The sequence below is a fragment of the Spirillospora sp. NPDC048911 genome, from assembly GCF_043198015.1.
GTDB lineage: Bacteria > Actinomycetota > Actinomycetes > Streptosporangiales > Streptosporangiaceae > Spirillospora.
In genome coordinates, this window is sequence record NZ_JBICUD010000008.1 from 426100 (window position 1) to 443952 (window position 17853).

Sequence of the window (17853 nt, forward strand, 5' to 3'; positions counted from 1 at the left end):
GGCCCGGCTGAGCGCGGTGTCAGGCGTGGGTGCGCACGGGGATCTGGGTGCGGCGGTCCGCGGGGAAGCTGATCTCTACGGAGAGGCCGCCGCCCGGGCGGGCGTTCGCGGTGATGCCGGCGCCGTGCGCCGCCGCGATGGCCCGGACGATCGAGAGGCCGAGACCGTGGTGGCCGTCGGCGCGCGCCGTCCGTCCGCCGAGCCGCTGGAAGGGCTCGAAGAGCCGGCCGACCTGCTGCGGGGAGATGACCGGTCCGCTGTTGGCCACCGAGACGAACGCCCGTCCCGCCCTGATCTCGGTCACGACCTCCACGTGGCCGCCGGGCACGTTGTGGTGCACGGCGTTCTCGACGAGATTGGCGACCAGGCGCGCGGCCAGCGCGGGGTGGCCCGCGGACGGGGCGGGCGCGATCTGGGCATGGACCCGCACGCCGCGCGCGTCCGCCTCCAAGCGTGACGAGTCGAGCGCCTGGCGAGCGAGATCGGCCAGATCAAAGGACTCCCGGCGGTCGAGGCCGCGCTCGCTGCTGGCCAGCGTGAGCAGGGCCTCCAGCAACCGTCCCTGGTCCTTGCTGAGTGCGAGCAGCCGCTCCGAGGTCGCCCGGTACGACTCCAGCGTGGCCTCGCGGTCGGTGAGGATCTCCTCCAGGAGTGCACGTTCCAGGGTGAGCGGCGTGCGCAGCTCGTGCGCTGCGTTGGCGACGAAGCGCTTGTGCGCGTCGAGGGCGGTCTCCAGCCGGCCGAGCAGGCCGTCGACGGTGTCGGCGAGGTCCTTCATCTCGTCGCGGGGGCCGGTGACGGCCAGCCGTTCGTGGACGTTGCGAGCCGAGATCTGCTGGATCGTGGCGGTCATGATGCGCAGTGGCCGCAGGGCACGTCCGGCGACCACCCAGCCCAGCGCGACCGAGATCACCACCATGATCGTGAAGGCGATCCCGAACTGCGTCAGCAGGTCGCGCAGTTGTTCGTGCTTGTAGCGTTGCAGCTGGTCGCGGATTTGCGGCCCGCTGTCGTCGTAGACGATGACCACCCACTTGGCGCGGACCATGAACCAGTAGGCGAACGCGAGCACGACCGTACTGGAGATCGTGAACAGCGCGCTGTACAAGGCCGTGAGACGCACGCGCACGGACCGGGGTGAGAGCTGCGGGGAGACGCCCGGGTCGAGCAGGTCACGAAGGCGCATGGGCCCCACCTATCCGGTAACCGCCCTGCTGGACGGTCTCGATCACCGGTGGTGGGCCGAGCTTGGACCGCAGCCGGTTCATCGTGGCCTTGACAGTGGTCGTGAACGGGTCGGCCATCTCGTCCCACACCCGTTCCAGCAGTTCCTCGGCGGACACGACTCGTCCCCCGGCGCCGAGGAGGTATTCGAGGACCGCGAACTCCTTCGGGCTCAGCGCCAGGCGCATTCCCGCCCGGGTCGCGATCCGCTGGGCCGGATCCAGGCGCACGTCACCGTGGACGAGGACCGGCGGCAGCGCCGGCTGCGCCCGGCGGCCGAGCGCCCGGATCCGGGCCACGAGCTCGGCGTAGGCGAACGGCTTGGGCAGGTAGTCGTCGGCGCCGAGGCTCAGGCCCGACACCCGGTCGGCGATCGTGCCGGACGCGGTCAGCATCAGGACGCGGGTACGGCGCGTCCCGTTCACCAGCGACCGGCACACCTCGTCACCGTGGACGGCGGGCAGGTCGCGGTCGAGCACGACGACGTCGTAGTCGAGCAGGGAGGTCCGCTCGATCGCCGCCGCGCCGTCGTGGACCACGTCGACGGCCATTCCCTCGCGGCGCAGGACTCTCGCCACGGACGCCGCGAGCTCGGCGTGATCCTCGGCCACCAGCACTCTCATCGTGTCCCCAGGTTAACCATTGCCGCGGTCACAGCCCGGTCACAGGAGCGCTGACCATGGTGTGACCGCCGGTTGCCTAGAAATGGCCTCCACCGCTCATCCACTGACGCGAAGGAGACCATGACATGCCGAAAGCGAAGCCGAAACGGAGCCTGGCGCTGCCGCTGGTGGCGCTCTCGATCCTCTTGCCGGGGCTCGCGGCCTGCGGCGGATCGGACGATTCCTCAGGTGGCGGCGGCACGTCCGCGACGGGAAGCAGCGGCTCGGGCAAGGCGGCGGGCGGTGGTACCGCTGGTGACGACAGTGCCCAGTACGTGAAATACGCGCAATGCATGCGCCAGAACGGAGTTCCGCAGTGGCCCGACCCCATTGACGGGAACAAGTTCCGCTTCAAGCTGGGAACCGTCGATCCCAACTCGCCGCAGTTCAAGGCCGCGGGACGGAAATGCGAGCCATTGCGGCCGCCGAGCTGGACCTCCAAAAAGGACCCGGCCACGCAGGCCCAGATGCTCAAGTACGCGCAGTGCATGCGCAGGAACGGGCTGCCGAAGTTCCCCGACCCTCAGGGCGGGACGCTGGACCCCGGTGACCTCAATCCCGAATCGCCGCAGTACAAGGCCGCGGACCAGAAGTGCCAGGCGCTGCGGCCGGCGGGCGGTGGGGGATGAGCACCGATGTCGATGAGGCGCCCTCCGGCATGCCCGGGACCGAAGGCGCCGCGTCCGGCGCCCCGGCCCCGGACCGCCGGATGCCGCGCCGGCGTGGGCAGGGGCGCGGGCGGCGGAAGGTGCTCGCCGGGACGGGGGTCCTGGTGCTGCTGGCCCCCGCGGGTGTCGCCGCCGTCGTCATGGATCCCTTCGACGACGGGGACGCCCGGCCCGCGTCCTCGGCCGACGGCACCTCGCTGGCGGCCGTCCGGGAAGGGCCCTTGTCCACGCAGGTGACGCAGAGCGGGACGCTCTCGTACGCGGCCAGTGGCGACGGCACCCCGTACGCCGTGGTCAACCAGGCCAAGGGCACCTACACCCGCGTCCCCGGCGCGGGCAAGGAGATCGGCTGCGGCAGGACCCTCTACCGGGTGGACGAGAAACCGGTGGTGCTGATCTGCGGCGCCACACCGGCGTACCGAGCCCTGTCGGTGGGGGACGAGGGCCGCGAGGTGCGCTACCTCAACGCGAACCTCGTGCGACTCGGGTACGCCGAGAGATCCGAGCTCAATCCCAGGTCCGACCACTACGGGGCCGAGACCGCGGAGGCGGTCGCCGAACTGCAGGACGCCCTGGGCGTCGACGAGACCGGGAGACTGAATCTCGGAGACGCCGTGTTCCTGCCCGGCCCGCTCCGGGTGACGAAGGCGATGGCCAAGGCCGGAACGCGGGCGGTGCCGGGGGCTCAGGTGGCCCAGACCACCTCGGCCCGGCGCCAGGTGATCGTGGAACTCGACCCGGGGCAGCAGTCGCAGGTCAAGGTCGGCGACCGTGTCCAGATCACGCTTCCGGACAACAGGACGACCCCGGGCAGGGTGAGCCGCATCGGACGGGTCGCGAAGGCCGACGACGCCAAGAAGGACGCGCCGAGCCCCACGCTCCCGGTGTACATCACGCTGAGCCGCCCCAAGGACGCGGGGAAGCTGGACGAGGCCCCCGTCCAGGTGCAGATCACGACCGAGGGGGTCAAGAAGGCGCTGACCGTCCCGGTCACCGCGCTCATGGGCAAGGCCGGCGGCGGCTACGTCGTCGAGGTGGCCGCTGGTCAGGCGCGCCGCCTGGTTCCCGTGACGCTCGGCATCTTCGACAACGACAACGGGCTCGTCCAGGTGTCGGGCGCCCTGTCCGTCGGCGATCAAGTGGTGGTGCCGGCCTCATGAGCACCCTTCAGGACGGCCGGGCTCCCGCGCTCGAACTCGAAGGCGTCACCAAGATCTATGGAGGGCAGCCACCCGTGCCCGCGCTGCGCGGTGTGAGCTTCACCGTCCGCCATGGCGAACTGGTCGCGATCGTCGGGCCGTCGGGGTCGGGCAAGACGACGCTCTTGCACGTCATGGGGACGCTGGAGCGGCCCACGGACGGACTGGTCCGGATCGACGGGGTCGACGCGGCGGGGCTCGGCGACCGTCAGCTCGCGGCCTTGCGCGCGCGCAGCATCGGGTTCGTCTTCCAGCAGTTCTTCCTGGCCGAGCACTCCACCGCCCTGGAGAACGTCGCGGACGGCCTCCTGTACGCGGGAGTGGAGGTCAGCGAGCGACGGCGCCGTGCCGCCGAGGCGCTCGATCGGGTCGGGCTCGCGCATCGCAGCGGCTTCCGTCCCACGAAGATGTCCGGAGGGGAGCGCCAGCGCGTGGCCATCGCCCGCGCCCTGGTGGGCAGGCCGGCGATCGTCCTGGCCGACGAGCCGACGGGCAACCTCGACAGCACCACGGGGGCCTCGATCCTCGAACTGCTGCGGGAGCTCAACGGCGAGGGCGCGACGATCATCATGATCACGCACGACGGTGACCTGGCCGCGCGCCTACCACGCCGGATGCACGTCCTGGACGGCCGAATCACCTCAGACAGCGCGACTTCCGCCGACGCAGGTGCGGCTCCGCCCGCAGGCACCGGCGCGGACGAGGCTGGGGCTACGCACCCGGCCGCGAACGCGGGGGCCGGCACCGGTGCAGGTGCTCGTGCTTTTGGCGGGCCTGGAGAGGTGGAGTGACATGCGGATTCCTACCCATCTCGTGCCGGCGCGCCTGCGCGCCGGGGACCAGGCGCGGGTGGCGAGCACCGGGCTGCGTGCCCGGCCGCTGCGAGCGGGGCTCTCCGCGCTCGGCATCGCGATCGGCACCACGGCGATCGTCGCGGTCCTCGGGCTGTCGGCGTCGTCCCAGGCAGGTCTGCTGGCGGAGATCGACCGGCTCGGCACGAACCTGCTGACCGTCAAGACCGGCCAGAGCTTCACCCAGGAGCAGGCGGTCATGCCGGTCGCCGCGCCCGCCCGGGTGTCGCGGCTCGCGGACGTCGAGCAGGTGGCGCACACCGGCACGGTCGGCGAGGCCAGGGTGTACCGGAGCCCGTTGATACCCGCGATCAACACCAACGGGCTGACGGTCCAGGCGACGAGTCTCAATCTGCCGCAGGTGGCCGGGACCAGCGTCGCCCACGGCCGCTGGCTCAACGAGGCCACGGCGACGCAACCCGCCGTCGTGCTCGGCGCGGCGGCCGCACAGCGGCTGGGGATCAGCCGCGTCTATCCCGGGCAGCGGGTGTGGCTGGGCGGGCAGTGGTTCTATGTCGCCGGCACGCTCGCCCCCGCGACGCTCGCGCCGGACGTCGACACCAGCGCCCTGGTCGGATATCCCGCGGCGCGGCGCTACCTCGGCCATACCAGCATGACCCGCGGCGAGCTCGCGGACGGCCCGCCGAGCACGATCTACGTACGCTCCGAGACCGACACGGTCGAGAAGGTGCAGTCGGTGCTCGCCCGAACCGCGAACCCGGAGGCGTCGAACGAGGTCGATGTGAGCCAGCCGTCGGACGCCCTCACCGCGCGTGCCGCGGCGAAGGGAGCGTTCAACAGCCTGTTCCTGGGGCTCGGCGTCGTGGCGCTGATCGTCGGAGCCGTCGGAGTGGCCAACATCATGATCATCTCCGTGCTCGAACGCCGCTCGGAGATCGGTCTGCGCCGCGCGCTCGGGGCGACCCGGGGACAGATCCGCACCCAGTTCCTCGCGGAGGCGATCATGCTGGCGGTCCTCGGCGGCGTGGTGGGCGTGGCCTCCGGAGCGGTGGCGACCGCGGTGTACGCGGGCGTCAAAGGATGGACGGTCGTCGTCCCCGCGGAGGCCTGGGCGGGTGGCATCGGCTCGGCCGTCCTCATCGGCGCGATCGCCGGCCTGCTGCCCGCGCTGCGCGCCGCCCGGCTGTCGCCGACCGAGGCCCTGCGCACGGCCTGACCCCTGGGTGGTGAGTCATGGCGAATCCCCTCTCGACGATCAAAGCGCGCGTGCTGGCGGCCGTCACCCGGCTCATCGCGGTGCTGCTGGTGCCGGTCGCCTACTGCCGCGCACCGGGCCAGGCCCGCTACCTGGCCTGCCAGTGGGCGCTGGACCTGCGCTTTCCCGCCGAGGATCTGCGCGGGCTGGCACCGCAGGCACTGATGGCGTTCACCCACGCGCGGGCCGAGGCGTTCTGGCGCGACGGGCAGCTGATCGGCCTCACCTCGGGCTATCGCGACCCGGCCGAACAGCACCGGATCTTCGTCGCGGAGGTGCGGCGCACCGGCTCGGTGGCGGCGGCGCGGCGCCGGGTGCTGCCGGCGGAGGAGTCCCGCCACGTGCGGGGGCTCGCGCTCGACGTCCGCCCGGCCGAGGGCGCGCTGTGGCTCGAACGGCACGGCTGGCGGTACGGCCTCTACCGCGTCTACGACAACGAGTGGTGGCACTTCGAGTACCGCACGGTCGCGCCGGAACGTCTGCCGCACCCCGACGCCGCGGCGTAGCGACGGGCTCCGGCCGTCTCGTCGCCTGACCCAACGGGCAGATCACCCCCTATTTCAAAAAAAGTCCGCCTAAGGGCAATCCGTCGCACCCGTCGCGCCGAAGAACAGGCAAGCGGCCCGGGGATCAAGGCCGCGCCGATCTACTAGGGGAGCGCATGCGCAAAGTACTGATCGCTGGGGTGCTGGTCACGGCCGCGGGAGCCACCGCGATGGGGGCCGCGATCGCCTCCGTGGGCCACGACGACGCCCTCAGCCTCATCCAGCCGGCGGGGTCCACCGAGTCCGCGCCGCAGGCTCCGAAGATTCCCAGCCTCAAGGTCATCGGTCTCACCGGCGACCAGCGGCTGGTCGCCTTCGGGTCCAACAACCCCGGAGCGGTGTCGACGCTGGGCAAGGTCTCGGGGCTCAAGGGCGACCTCAAACTGATCGGGATCGACTACCGCGTCCAGAACGGCAAGCTTTACGGTGTCGGCAACCAAGGCGGCATCTACACCCTCCACACCGGCAACGCCTACGCGACGAAGGTCTCGCAGCTGACGGCGCCCCTCCAGGGAACGAGCTTCGGAGTGGACTTCAACCCCGCCGCCAACCGCCTCAGAGTCATCAGCGACACCGGCCAGAACCTCAGGCACAACATCGACGACCCCGCGGGCGCACCGGCCGCGGGCGTCACCGCCACCGACGGCACCCTGACCAACCCGCCCGTCCCGCCCGCGCAGACCGGTGCCACCGCCACCGGCGTGACGGGGGCGGCCTACACCAACAACGATCTCGACGCGGCCACCTCCACCACCCTGTTCGACCTGAACACCACCCTGGACCAGACCACGCTCCAGTCACCCGCCAACGCCGGCAACCTCGCCCCGGCCGGCACCCTGCGCGGCGACGCCGGCCCCAACGCGGGCTTCGACGTCTACTACTCGGCCGCCAACGGCACCAACACCGGGTACGCCTCGCTGCGAGTGGGCAGCCAGTACCGCTTCCACCGGATCAACCTCCTCACCGGGAGGGCCATCCCGGTCGGAGCCTTCCCGAGCCAGCGCCAGGTCGTCGACGTCGCGCTCCCTCTCAACCAGGGCTGACGTCCCAGCGAGACCGCGGTGGGGCGACAACACCGAGGGGCCTGCGGCATCTTCCCGCCGCAGGCCCCGCTTTCAGGTATCCGACCGGACTGAGAGCGGGTGGTGCCGTGTGGAGGAGAGACATCGCGACGATGCCTCCCGCTCCTCAGTCTTGGCGGGCGTAGGAGGTGAGGCGGTCGGCGAAGGCGACCACGAGGTCGCGTAGTTCGCCGGGGCGCTCGACGACGAACGGCCGGTCGAGCGAGGCCAGGACCGCGGGCAGCCAGTCGAGCCGTTCGGCCCGTAGTTCGACGCGGCGCCAACGTTCGGTCGCTGCATCCTCCGCCGCCGTGGTCGCGGATTCTTCGACGTTCGCGATGCCGGCGGGAAGGCGGGCACGGATCTGGCCGAGCGTTCCGTGGATCCGCAGGGTCACCTCGTGCCGGTAGGGCGTCGCCGCCAACCCCGTCAGGACGCGCTCGGCCGGCGCCGGTCCAGCCGGTTCGTCGAAGGTGCCGGGCTGGGTTCTGGCGTCGGTGATGCGGTCGAGGCGGAAGGTCCGGTTCTCGCCGGCCGCCGGATCGGCACCGGTGACGTACCAGCGGCCCGAATGGTTGACGATCCCGTACGGATGCAGGGTGCGGTCAGTGCGCCGGCCGTCGCGATCGGTGTATCTGATCGAGACGGGACGGCGGTGGCGCACCGCATCGGCGATGGTGAGCAATGTCCCGGTATCAGGGGCGATGGAACCAGCGGACGGCTTGGTGAAGGCGAGGGACTGTTCGACCGCGTCGAGCCTGCCGGCGAGACGTCCGGGAAGCACCCGGCGGATCTTGGCCGCCGCCGTCTCGGCCGCGGTGTCCGCCGCCGACCCGGTGCGCCGGCCGGTGATCAGGCCGAGCAGCACCGCCAGCGCCTCGTCGTCGTTCAGCATGAGCGGCGGCAGGCGGTAACCCCGGGCGAGGCGGTACCCGCCGTAGCGGCCGCGCACCGCCTCGACGGGCACATCGAGCTCGATCAACTGGTCGACGTACCGCCGGACGGTGCGGCCTTCGACGCCGAGCCGGTCGGCGAGTTCGGCGATCGTCCGGGTGCCGCCCGACTGAAGCAGTTCCAGCAGGGTGAGCACGCGGCCAGTGGGACGGGACACACTGACGATCCTATGACCAATAGTGGACTGATTCTGTCCACTATTGCGTCTAGCGTGCGAAGCGCCAAGGACGAACACACATCTAGGAGCAGCGCCATGGATTTCGTTTCGATCCGCATCATCACCGGTGACGTCGCACGCCTCGTCTCGTTCTATGAGAAGGCCACAGGCGTGCAGGCGGACTGGTTCACAGAGGACTTCGCCGAGCTCAAGACCGCCAGCGCCACACTGGCGATCGCCGGCACCCGCACCGTCCCGCTGTTCGCTCCGGGCTCCTCCCGCCCGGCCGACAACCACAGCGTGATCACCGAGTTCCTGGTCGAGGACGTGGACCGCGTGTACGAGAACCTGACCGGCTTGATCACCGACTTCGTCACCGAGCCCACCACGATGCCCTGGGGCAACCGGTCGCTGCTGTTCCGCGACCCCGACGGCAACCTCGTCAACTTCTTCACCCCGGTCACCCCGGCCGCCATCGCCAAGTTCGCCCGCTGACGCCGGGCGGTCGGGTGCGGTGACCACGACCGGCATCGCGCCGCACGTGACCCGGGTCAGTGTGGCTGGATCGTCCAGCCCCGCAGCGTGGCGCGAACGGACGATTCGAAAGTGCTGTCGGCCGTGGCGGTGTCGAGCGCTCCGGCCAGTTCGAGCGTCACCAGTCCGTGCAGGGTCACCCAGATCGACAGGGCGATGGACGTCGGGTCCCCGATGAGCATGGACGCCGTGAGGCCGCGGTGAATCGCCTCGACGAGCGGCCGTACCGGGTCGGCGGTGCCCACCTCGCCCGAGGGGTCGAAGGTCTGCACACCGCCGAAGAGCACCGCGTAGAGGTGGCGGTGCTCACGTCCCCACCGCCGGTAGGTGACGCCGAGCGCGTAGAGGTCGGCCAGGGGATCGTCCGAGGCCGGCACCGCCGACAGATCATGGAACAGCCCGGCGACCGCCTTGTCGCGCACCTCCTGGACGAGCCCGTCCTTGCCGCCGAACAGCGAGTACACCGCCGCAGTCGAGGCCCCGGCGGCGGTGGCCAGGGCGCGGACGGTGACCGACTCGCGTGACCGGGTGGCGAACATCTCGGTCGCGGCCTCGACGAGGCGGTCCTTCACGGCGTCGTCGTTGGTTCTCGGTCTTCCCACGATCAACAGCCTAGCCGGAGGTGCTAACATTGTTTTGAAACAATGTTTGGAAACACCCCCGAGGACCGTGATGCCAAGATTTCTCCTCCCCCTCGCCCGCCTGCTCCTGGCCATCGCCGCCGTCGCGGGCCTGGTCGTGCTGTTCCTCGTGCTGATCGTCGCGACGGACGGAGCCGGTTCGGGACTGGCCGCGTGGCTGACCGCCCTGGGATGCGGAACCCTCGCCGCGCTGTGGCGGGGCCGCCGCCGCTCCTGGCGCGGCCGTCTCCGGCCGTTCGTGCCGGTGGTCGTCGCCGCCGCGCTCACGGTGTCGGTCTGCGTCCCCACCGTGCCCACCGAGCGGCGATATCCGCCCGCCCTCCCGTTCGTGGCGACGCAGCATTGGAGCCTGAACACAGGAAGCCGAATCGCGGTCTACCATTACCCGCCCGCCCCCGGCACCTCCCGGCGCTCAACGCCCTTGGTCTACCTGCACGGCGGCCCCGTCCGCAGCATCTCCGTGCTCGACCACAAGTTCCTGCAGCTTCTGGCGCGCCAGGGACACGACGTCTACGCCTACGAACACGCCGGCGGCGGGCGAAGCGCCCTGCTTCCCATGAGCCAGTACTCCATTTCCAGGTCCGTCCGCGACCTCGCGGCCTTCCTCGAACGACTGGGGCGGGCCGACGTGCTCGGATTCTCCGCAGGAGGAGTCGTGCTCACCCAAGCCCTCTCCGCCCCGCGGGCAGCCGCCCACGTGCGGCGAGCGATCATCGCCGAGCCCGGTCCGATGGACGGGCCCACCGCGCGGATCAGCGGGGACAAGGGCCGGCCGTCCGCGCGCGGCCTGGCCCCGGCCATGACCGGACCGCGGTCGACGCGCGTCCCCCGATACGCCGTCGCGCTCGGCCTCATGCGACTGGGCCTGCTGGCACCCGACACCGGCCTGATCGGGCAGGCCGAAAGCGTGAACGCCTTCAAGGCCGCCGATCTGGGCAGCGACACAGCGTCCGCCTACTGCGCCAAGGACGCACACCGCATTCCCACCGAGGACACCCCACAGAACTTCTCCTTCAACCCCGCCGCGAGCCTGCGCCTCCAGCAGACGATCAAGGACGCGCCCTCCCTCACCCCGCGACTGAGACTCTCCCGCACGCCCACGATGCTGATGATCGCCGAATGCTCGTCCCAGCTCCGCCAGTGGGCGACCACCATCCTCGCCAACGACCCGGCCATCCAGCGCACCCAGTTCATGCCCGGCGTCGGACACCGCATCTGGAACGGCCTGGACGACAACAACGAGCGAGCCGCCACCACCATCACCGCGTTCCTCCAGGGCAAGCCGGCCCCTCTGCCGAACTATCCGAAGACCACGGACATCCCGACGTTCCTCCGCGACCACAAATGACGGCCAACGCGAGCCGTGCGCTCCGCTTCGCGGCCGCGAGCCGGCGTACGGCCGCGATCTCTATGCTCGGCGGCATGGCAATTCAGCGGATGGACAACGTCGCCATCGTCGTCGACGACCTGGACGCGGCCATCGCGTTCTTCGCCGAGCTGGGCATGGAGCTGGAAGGCAGAGGCCAGATCCAAGGCCTCTTCGCGGACCGCACCGTCGGACTCGACGGCATCCAGAGCGAGATCGCGATGATGCGGACCCCGGACGGCCACAGCAAGCTGGAGCTGACCAGGTACCACACCCCCGCCGCGTCCGCTCCCGAGCCGGCGATCCCTCCGCCCAACACGCTCGGCCTGCACCGCGTCATGTTCGCCGTAGACGACATCCACGACACCATCGCCCGCCTGCGTCCCCACGGCGCCGAACTCCTCGGCGAGGTGGCGCAGTACGAGAACATGTTCCTGCTCTGCTACCTCCGCGGCCCCGCAGGCATCATCGTCGCCCTGGCCGAACAGATCGGCTAACGCACACAAACCATCGCTGCTGAACGGCCTGTCACCTGTCGTCAGGTTGTGAGGCGGGCTGTTGCGTCGGTCCAAGGGGTGGTTGAGCCCTTGGGCTCGTAGCGGCGTAGGGGTTGGGTTCGGGCTATGAGGGCCCGTAGGGAGTTGAGGTCTTCGATCACGCCGGCTGAGCGGGCTTGGATGCCGATGTTGCCCAGGGCGGTGGCTTCGGCTGGGCCTGCGATGACCGGGAGGCCCAGGGCGTCGGCGGTCAGCTGGCAGAGGAGGGGGTTGTGGGAGCCTCCTCCGACGAGGTGAACGACCTCGATTTCGTGGCCTGACAGCTCTGAAGCTTGACGGATCGCTGCGCGGTGGCCCAGGGCGAGGCTGTCCAGGATGCAGCGGACGTATTCGGCGTGGGTGTGCGGCGTGGGTTGGTGGGTGCGTTCGCAGTAGACCGCGATGCGGGACGGGATGTCGCCCGGTGCGATGAACGAGGGGTCGTTCGGGTCGATGACGCTGCGCAGTGGCTTCGTGGCGGCGGCCAGCTCTAGCAGGCGGGGCAGGTCGGAGGCCCCCAGGTTCCATGTGCGCAGGGATTCGGTGAGCAGCCAGAGGCCCATGATGTTGCGCAGGTAGCGGACGGTGCCGTCGACGCCTGCCTCGTTCGTGAAGTTGGCCGCCCGGCCGGGCTCGCTGAGGATTGGGGCGGCCAGCTCCACCCCGGCCAGCGACCAGGTGCCGCAGGAGATGTAAGCGAACGAGGGGTCCGCGACTGGGATCGCGGCGATCGCGGAGGCCGTGTCGTGGGAGGCGACGGCGGTGACCGGGGTGCCTGTGAGGCGGCCGAGGTCGCGGAGCCTGCCTGCGGGGCTGCCCGGCGCGCGGAGGTCGGGGAAGATCTTGCGCGGGAGGTCGAGGGTGCCGATGAGTTCTTCTGACCACGTTGCGGTGCGGGCGTCGTAGAGGCCGGTGGTGGAGGCGTTCGTCTGCTCGGCGCCGCGTTCACCGGTGAGCCAGAACGAGATCAGGTCGGGGATGAGCAGGAGCGTGTCGGCCTGGGCGAGGAACGGCTCGGCCATCAGCTGGTAGATGGTGTTGAACGGGAGAAACTGCAGGCCGTTGACCTGGTAGAGCCGCTCGGCGGAGACGCGGCTGTGGACGTTGTCGATCGCTGCGGCCGTGCGTTCGTCGCGGTAGTGCACGGGGTTGCCGAGCAGGCGGCCATTGGCGTCGAGGAGCCCGTAGTCGACGGCCCATGAGTCGATCCCGACGGACGCCAGGTCGGGGGAGTCGATGCGATTGAGGCCGTCGAGGATGTCGCGGTAGAGGCCGAGCACGTCCCAGTGCAGCGTCCCGTTGACGCGGACCGGCTGGTTGGCGAAGCGGTGCACCTCGGTGATGTCGAGCCGGTCGGGCCCGACGTCCGCCGTGATGACGCGGCCGCTGGAGGCGCCGAGATCGACCGCGGCGAACATGGTCATAGGAGAAATACCTCCAGAGTGCGGGGGCCGTGAACGCCTTCGACCCGTGAGAGCTCGATGTCGCTGGTGGCCGAGGGGCCGGAGATGAACGTCAGGGGACGCGTCACGTCGAGGCGTGCGAGGGCTTCGGGGACGTCGGCGGCGATCTGGTCGGACGAGACGACGACGAGATGGTGGTCGGGCACGAGGGTCAGCGCCCGGCGTCCCTGCCGGGGTCCGTGGTCGAGCACGATCGTTCCGGTCTCGGCGATCGCGACGGCGCAGCCGGTGATCACCCCGGCGACCGCCTCCAGGTCGTACGGCTCGGTGACGACGCGGTCGCCGAGCCCGGTGATCCAGGGGAGGTCGGGCGGCGCCACGTAGGGGCCGTCGCGCAGAGCCTTGGGCAGCTCGTCGATCGAGGTGTGGACGATCGCGCGGTAGTCGGTCAGGCGTTCGGCCAGCAGCTCATGGAGGTCGTGGTCGTGATGGCGGGGCAGGTAGTCGCGGGCGATCTGCTCGTACTCGGCCGCCGGATCGCCGCCGGATGCGCCGAGCCGGCCCAGGATCGCCTGGCGTGCGTCGGTCATCGGCCTTCCCTCCGCTGCCACCACTGACGGAACGACTCCGCGGGTGGGACGGGAACGTCCCGAGTGTCCGCCCACGCCCTCGGCACCCGGACATGCCGGGCGAACCGCCGTCCCCGCGAAGCCGCTCGCTGGACGGCGGCCAGCCGCTTCGGCGTACGCAAACTCCACGCCGCCACGCCCATCGCCAACCGTTCGGGCGTCTTCTTGGCCGAACGAGCCCGCAGGTGAACGAGCACCCGGGGGATGTCGATCGCGACCGGGCACACCTCATAGCACGCCCCGCACAGGGACGACGCGAACGGCAGCGAGGCATCGACCTCAGAGCCGATGCCCCGGATCTGAGGCGACAGGATGGCGCCGATCGGCCCGGGATACGGCGAGCCGTACGCGTGCCCGCCCGCCCGCGCGTACACCGGACAGACGTTGAGGCAGGCAGAGCAGCGGATGCAACGCAGCGCCTGGCGCCCTACGGGATCCTCGTTGACCGCCGTTCGCCCGTTGTCGAGCAGCACCAGGTGGAAGGCCGACGGCCCGTCACCCTCATGCACCCCCGTCCAGGCCGAGGTGTACGGGTTCATGCGCTCCGCGGTCGAGGAGCGGGGGAGCACCTGCAAGAAGACTTCGAGGTCGCGGGCGGTCGGCAGGAGCTTCTCGATGCCCATGACCGTGATGAGCGTCTCGGGAAGCGTCAGGCACATCCGTCCGTTGCCCTCCGACTCGACCACCAGGACGGTGCCCGTCTCGGCGATCGCGAAGTTCGCGCCCGAGACGGCGACCTTCGCCGACAGGAACTTCGCCCGCAGATGCCGCCTGGACGCCTCGGCGAGCGCGGCGGGATCGTCGGTGAGGTCGTCCGGCGCCGACGGCATCGTCCGCTGGAAGATCTCGCGGATCTCGGCCCGGTTCTTGTGGATCGCGGGGACGAGGATGTGCGACGGCCGGTCGTCGCCGAGCTGGACGATGAGTTCGGCGAGGTCCGTCTCGTACGCGGTGATGCCCTCCTCGGCGAGCGCCTCGTTCAGGCCGATCTCCTGGGTGGCCATGGACTTGACCTTGACCACTTCGCGCTCGCCGGTCTCCTTGACCAGCCGGGCGACGATGGCGTTGGCCTCGTCGGCGTCGCGCGCCCAGTGCACCGTTCCACCGGCGGCGGTGACCTTCTCCTCCAGCATCACCAGGTAGTGGTCGAGATGCCGGAGAGTGTGGTCCTTGATCTGCTTGGCCGCCTCCCGCAACTCCGCCCAGTCGGCGAGCTCGGCGACGGCCCGCTGCCGCCGGTCGCGGATCGTCCCGGTGGCGTGGGCGAGGTTGGACCGCAGCCGAGTGTCTGCGACCGCTTCGCGCGCGGCCTTGGGGAACGCGGGCATCCCGACGTACGTGGGCATGGCGCCGTTCGAGCCGCCGCCGCTGTTCGAGCCGCTCATGCGGTGCTCGCCAGGATCTCGGCGAGGTGCATCGCGCGAACCCCGCTGCGCTGCCGGGAGAGCGTGCCGCCGATGTGCATGAGGCAGGAGTTGTCCACGGCGCAGAGCACCTCGGCCTTGGTCTGCTTGACGGCGGCCACCTTGTCGGCGCACATGGCCGCCGACACGTCCGCGTTCTTGAGGGCGAACGTGCCGCCGAACCCGCAGCACTCGGTCGCGTCGGGAAGGTCGACGAGTTCGAGCCCGCGAACCGCCCCGAGCAGCCGTTGCGGCCGGTCGCCGAGCTTCAGCATCCGCAGCCCGTGGCAGGTCGGGTGATACGTGACCCGGTGCGGGAAGACCGCGCCCACATCGGTGACGCCGAGGACGTCGACGAGGAACTCGGAGAACTCATGAACGCGCGGCACCAGCGCCTCCACGCGCGGAACAAGCCCCGCCGCGCGCGCCTTCACACGACGGCCCGGCTTCGGTCGTCCGGCGGCCTCCCGGGCGACCGAGCCGTGCCAGTCGCGGACCATCGCCGCGCAGGACCCCGACGGGACGACGACCGCGTCGTAATCCTCGAACGCCGCCGTGAAGCCTTCCACCATCCCCAACGCTTGCTCGGGATACCCGCTGTTGAGGTGCATCTGCCCGCAGCACGTCTGAGCCAGAGGAAAGTCCACCTCGTGCCCAAGCCGTTCCAGCACAGACACGACGGCCTTGCCAGTCCCAGGAAACAACGTGTCGTTCACGCACGTCACGAACAGAGCGATTTTCACGGCGGCGCGTCCCGGCTAGCGGAGGAAGGCGGCGGCTACGCCGGCGTCGACCGGTACGTGCAGCCCAGTGGTGTGCGTGAGGTCGCCACCCGTCAGGGCGAAGACCGCGTTGGCCACGTGCTCCGGAAGCACCTCCCGCTTGAGGAGCGTCCGCTGGGCGTAGAACTCGCCCAGCTTCTCCTCCTCGACGCCATAGACGGCCGCGCGGTTGGCTCCCCACCCCGACGCGAAGATGCCCGAGCCGCGCACGACCCCGTCCGGGTTGATTCCATTCACGCGGATGCCATGAGCACCGAGCTCCGCGGCCAGCAGGCGCACCTGGTGGGCCTGGTCGGCCTTGGCGGCGCTGTAGGCCACGTTGTTCGGGCCTGCGAAGACCGCGTTCTTGGACGAGATGTAGACGACGTCGCCGCCCATCGCCTGCTCGATCATGATCTTCGCGGTCTCCCGGGACACCAGGAACGAGCCGCGGGCCATGACGTCGTGCTGGAGGTCCCAGTCGGCGACCGTGGTCTCCAGCAGCGGCTTGGACAGCGACAGCCCGGCGTTGTTGACCACGAGGTCCACCCCGCCGAACGCCAGAACGGCCGCGGCCAGACCAGCCCGGATGTCGTCCTCGCTCGTCACGTCGGCCGCCACCGCGATCGCCACGTCCGACGAACGCAGGGCCCCGGCGCCGAGTTCGGCCGCGACCTTCTCGGCGGACGCCAGGTCGCGGTCGGCCACGACCACGCACGCGCCCTCGGCCGCGAGCCGCCGCGCGGTGGCCGCGCCGATGCCCGATCCGCCCCCGGTCACGAACGCGACCCGCGTCGCCAAAGGCTTGGGCTTCGGCATGCGCTGGAGCTTCGCCTCCTCCAGCGACCAGTACTCGATCCGGAACTTCTCTGCCTCGTCGATGGGCTGGTAGGACGAGACAGACTCAGCGCCACGCATCACGTTGATGGCGTTCACGTAGAACTCGCTGGCCACGCGAGCGGTCTGCTTGTTCGCGCCGAACGAGAACATCCCCACGCCAGGCACGAGCACGATCGCAGGGTCGGCACCACGCATCGCAGGGGAATCGGGCGTGGCGTGCCGCTGGTAGTACGCGGCGTAGTCCTCCCGGTAGGCGGCGTGCAGCTCGCCCAGCCGTTGCTTGACCTCGTCGAGCGGCGCGTTCGCCGGAAGGTCGAGGACGAGCGGCGCGACCTTCGTCCGCAGGAAGTGGTCCGGGCAGGACGTGCCGAGCGCGGCCAGCCGCGGGTGCTCAGCCCGCGACACGAAATCCAGGACGACGTCGCTGTCGGTGAAGTGACCGACCTGCGGCCGGTCGGTGGACGCCAGCCCGCGCAGCAGCGGGAACAGCTCGGCCGCCCGCGCGCGCCGCTCCGTCTCCGGGAGCGGCTCGTAGCCGGGCAGCACCGCCCCGAACGGTTCAGAACGTCCATGCTCGGCCAGGTACGCCTCGGCCAGCCGGATGATCTCCAGGGAGTTGGCCTGGCACTCGGCGGAGCTCTCGCCCCACGCCGTGATGCCGTGGCCGCCCAGGATCACGCCGATCGCCTGCGGGTTCGCCGCCTTGATCTTGGCGATGTCCAGCCCGAGCTGGAAGCCCGGCCGCCGCCACGGCACCCACGCGACCCGGTCCCCGAAGATCGACCGCGTCAGCGCCTCGCCGTCGGCGGCCGTCGCGATCGCGATGCCGCTGTCGGGGTGGAGGTGGTCGACGTGCTCGGCCTCGACCAGCCCGTGCATGGCGGTGTCGATCGACGGCGCGGCGCCGCCCTTGCCGTGCGCGCAGAAGTCGAACGCCGCGACCATCTCGTCCTCGCGGTCGACGCCGGGGTAGACGTCCACGAGGGCGCGCAGCCGGTCCAGCCGCAGCACGGCCAGCCCGGACGCCTTCAGCGTGCCGAGGTCACCGCCCGAGCCCTTGACCCACATGAGGTCCACGGGTTCGCCGGTGACCGGGTCGGTCTCGATGCCCTTCGCCGAGGCGTTCCCGCCGGCGTAGTTGGTGTTGCGCGGGTCCGCGCCGAGGGTGTGGCAGCGGTCCAGCAGTTCGTCGACGATGCTCAT

At 70.6% G+C, this 17853-nt stretch carries 18 protein-coding genes; 9 read left to right on the top strand and 9 right to left on the bottom strand.

What is annotated here, in order from left to right; genetic code table 11:
* Nucleotides 1–19: 19 nt before the first annotated feature.
* Entirely contained in the window at nt 20–1186 is a 1167-nt protein-coding gene (locus ACGFNU_RS34400) for a sensor histidine kinase (protein ID WP_392600519.1), read from the bottom strand.
* The gene (locus tag ACGFNU_RS34405; RefSeq protein ID WP_392600521.1) at nt 1173–1847 is read right to left on the bottom strand and encodes a response regulator transcription factor; all 675 of its coding nucleotides are present in this window, start codon (nt 1845–1847) and stop codon (nt 1173–1175) included. Before ACGFNU_RS34405 ends, ACGFNU_RS34400 begins: the two co-directional genes overlap by 14 nt.
* 125 nt (nt 1848–1972) lie before the next feature.
* Here ACGFNU_RS34405 and ACGFNU_RS34410 point away from each other — a divergent pair, with 125 nt between their 5' ends.
* From ACGFNU_RS34410 to ACGFNU_RS34435, 6 genes are all read left to right on the top strand, one after another.
* Nucleotides 1973–2515 (top strand): hypothetical protein, encoded by a 543-nt coding sequence (locus ACGFNU_RS34410; protein WP_392600523.1) that lies wholly within the window; start codon nt 1973–1975, stop codon nt 2513–2515.
* Nucleotides 2512–3714, top strand: a complete 1203-nt coding sequence (locus ACGFNU_RS34415) for a peptidoglycan-binding protein (RefSeq protein ID WP_392600525.1) — start codon at nt 2512–2514, stop codon at nt 3712–3714. The genes ACGFNU_RS34410 and ACGFNU_RS34415 overlap by 4 nt, the downstream gene beginning before the upstream one ends.
* On the top strand, nt 3711–4544 hold the full coding sequence (locus ACGFNU_RS34420) for an ABC transporter ATP-binding protein (RefSeq protein WP_392600527.1): 834 nt from the start codon (nt 3711–3713) through the stop codon (nt 4542–4544). Before ACGFNU_RS34415 ends, ACGFNU_RS34420 begins: the two co-directional genes overlap by 4 nt.
* Nucleotide 4545: 1 nt before the next feature.
* Nucleotides 4546–5781 carry an ABC transporter permease gene (locus tag ACGFNU_RS34425; RefSeq protein WP_392600529.1) on the top strand — a complete coding sequence of 412 codons (1236 nt, stop codon included), beginning with the start codon at nt 4546–4548 and terminating at the stop codon, nt 5779–5781.
* A gap of 17 nt (nt 5782–5798) precedes the next feature.
* On the top strand, nt 5799–6326 hold the full coding sequence (locus ACGFNU_RS34430) for a M15 family metallopeptidase (protein ID WP_392600531.1): 528 nt from the start codon (nt 5799–5801) through the stop codon (nt 6324–6326).
* Nucleotides 6327–6481: 155 nt separating this feature from the next.
* Entirely contained in the window at nt 6482–7408 is a 927-nt protein-coding gene (locus tag ACGFNU_RS34435) for a DUF4394 domain-containing protein (RefSeq protein ID WP_392600533.1), read from the top strand.
* A gap of 145 nt (nt 7409–7553) precedes the next feature.
* Here ACGFNU_RS34435 and ACGFNU_RS34440 read toward each other — a convergent pair whose 3' ends face one another.
* Entirely contained in the window at nt 7554–8537 is a 984-nt protein-coding gene (locus tag ACGFNU_RS34440) for a helix-turn-helix transcriptional regulator (RefSeq protein WP_392600535.1), read from the bottom strand.
* 96 nt (nt 8538–8633) lie between these two features.
* Here ACGFNU_RS34440 and ACGFNU_RS34445 point away from each other — a divergent pair, with 96 nt between their 5' ends.
* A complete protein-coding gene (locus ACGFNU_RS34445; protein WP_392600536.1) occupies nt 8634–9032 on the top strand; it encodes a VOC family protein in 399 nt (132 codons plus the stop codon).
* 56 nt (nt 9033–9088) lie between these two features.
* Here the strand turns inward: ACGFNU_RS34445 and ACGFNU_RS34450 are convergent, their stop codons facing one another.
* Nucleotides 9089–9673 carry a TetR/AcrR family transcriptional regulator gene (locus ACGFNU_RS34450; protein WP_392600538.1) on the bottom strand — a complete coding sequence of 195 codons (585 nt, stop codon included), beginning with the start codon at nt 9671–9673 and terminating at the stop codon, nt 9089–9091.
* Between the two features lie 70 nt (nt 9674–9743).
* On the opposite strand from ACGFNU_RS34450, the gene ACGFNU_RS34455 reads away from it, so the two are divergent.
* Nucleotides 9744–11060, top strand: coding sequence for an alpha/beta hydrolase (locus ACGFNU_RS34455; RefSeq protein WP_392600540.1), 1317 nt, complete (start codon nt 9744–9746; stop codon nt 11058–11060).
* A gap of 89 nt (nt 11061–11149) precedes the next feature.
* Nucleotides 11150–11575 (top strand): VOC family protein, encoded by a 426-nt coding sequence (locus tag ACGFNU_RS34460; protein WP_392600694.1) that lies wholly within the window; start codon nt 11150–11152, stop codon nt 11573–11575.
* Nucleotides 11576–11616: 41 nt separating this feature from the next.
* Here ACGFNU_RS34460 and ACGFNU_RS34465 read toward each other — a convergent pair whose 3' ends face one another.
* From ACGFNU_RS34465 to ACGFNU_RS34485, 5 genes are read right to left on the bottom strand one after another with little or no spacing between them, the layout of a single operon-like run.
* Nucleotides 11617–13038 carry a rhamnulokinase family protein gene (locus tag ACGFNU_RS34465; RefSeq protein WP_392600542.1) on the bottom strand — a complete coding sequence of 474 codons (1422 nt, stop codon included), beginning with the start codon at nt 13036–13038 and terminating at the stop codon, nt 11617–11619.
* Entirely contained in the window at nt 13035–13607 is a 573-nt protein-coding gene (locus ACGFNU_RS34470) for a lactate utilization protein C (protein ID WP_392600544.1), read from the bottom strand. Before ACGFNU_RS34470 ends, ACGFNU_RS34465 begins: the two co-directional genes overlap by 4 nt.
* Nucleotides 13604–15031 (bottom strand): lactate utilization protein B, encoded by a 1428-nt coding sequence (locus ACGFNU_RS34475; protein ID WP_392600546.1) that lies wholly within the window; start codon nt 15029–15031, stop codon nt 13604–13606. The genes ACGFNU_RS34470 and ACGFNU_RS34475 overlap by 4 nt, the downstream gene beginning before the upstream one ends.
* A complete protein-coding gene (locus ACGFNU_RS34480) occupies nt 15028–15792 on the bottom strand; it encodes a (Fe-S)-binding protein (protein WP_392600548.1) in 765 nt (254 codons plus the stop codon). The genes ACGFNU_RS34475 and ACGFNU_RS34480 overlap by 4 nt, the downstream gene beginning before the upstream one ends.
* Before the next feature lie 15 nt (nt 15793–15807).
* Nucleotides 15808–17853 carry a bifunctional aldolase/short-chain dehydrogenase gene (locus tag ACGFNU_RS34485; RefSeq protein ID WP_392600550.1) on the bottom strand — a complete coding sequence of 682 codons (2046 nt, stop codon included), beginning with the start codon at nt 17851–17853 and terminating at the stop codon, nt 15808–15810.

Coding starts and splice junctions, on each gene's coding strand:
- ACGFNU_RS34400 (WP_392600519.1), bottom strand. CDS start 1,186: ATGCGCCTTCGTGACCTGCTCGACCCGGGCGTCTCCCCGCAGCTCTCA.
- ACGFNU_RS34455 (WP_392600540.1), top strand. CDS start 9,744: ATGCCAAGATTTCTCCTCCCCCTCGCCCGCCTGCTCCTGGCCATCGCC.
- ACGFNU_RS34475 (WP_392600546.1), bottom strand. CDS start 15,031: ATGAGCGGCTCGAACAGCGGCGGCGGCTCGAACGGCGCCATGCCCACG.
- ACGFNU_RS34460 (WP_392600694.1), top strand. CDS start 11,150: ATGGACAACGTCGCCATCGTCGTCGACGACCTGGACGCGGCCATCGCG.
- ACGFNU_RS34465 (WP_392600542.1), bottom strand. CDS start 13,038: ATGACCATGTTCGCCGCGGTCGATCTCGGCGCCTCCAGCGGCCGCGTC.
- ACGFNU_RS34445 (WP_392600536.1), top strand. CDS start 8,634: ATGGATTTCGTTTCGATCCGCATCATCACCGGTGACGTCGCACGCCTC.
- ACGFNU_RS34430 (WP_392600531.1), top strand. CDS start 5,799: ATGGCGAATCCCCTCTCGACGATCAAAGCGCGCGTGCTGGCGGCCGTC.
- ACGFNU_RS34415 (WP_392600525.1), top strand. CDS start 2,512: ATGAGCACCGATGTCGATGAGGCGCCCTCCGGCATGCCCGGGACCGAA.
- ACGFNU_RS34425 (WP_392600529.1), top strand. CDS start 4,546: ATGCGGATTCCTACCCATCTCGTGCCGGCGCGCCTGCGCGCCGGGGAC.
- ACGFNU_RS34485 (WP_392600550.1), bottom strand. CDS start 17,853: ATGAGCATCGTCGACGAACTGCTGGACCGCTGCCACACCCTCGGCGCG.
- ACGFNU_RS34410 (WP_392600523.1), top strand. CDS start 1,973: ATGCCGAAAGCGAAGCCGAAACGGAGCCTGGCGCTGCCGCTGGTGGCG.
- ACGFNU_RS34435 (WP_392600533.1), top strand. CDS start 6,482: ATGCGCAAAGTACTGATCGCTGGGGTGCTGGTCACGGCCGCGGGAGCC.
- ACGFNU_RS34420 (WP_392600527.1), top strand. CDS start 3,711: ATGAGCACCCTTCAGGACGGCCGGGCTCCCGCGCTCGAACTCGAAGGC.
- ACGFNU_RS34405 (WP_392600521.1), bottom strand. CDS start 1,847: ATGAGAGTGCTGGTGGCCGAGGATCACGCCGAGCTCGCGGCGTCCGTG.
- ACGFNU_RS34470 (WP_392600544.1), bottom strand. CDS start 13,607: ATGACCGACGCACGCCAGGCGATCCTGGGCCGGCTCGGCGCATCCGGC.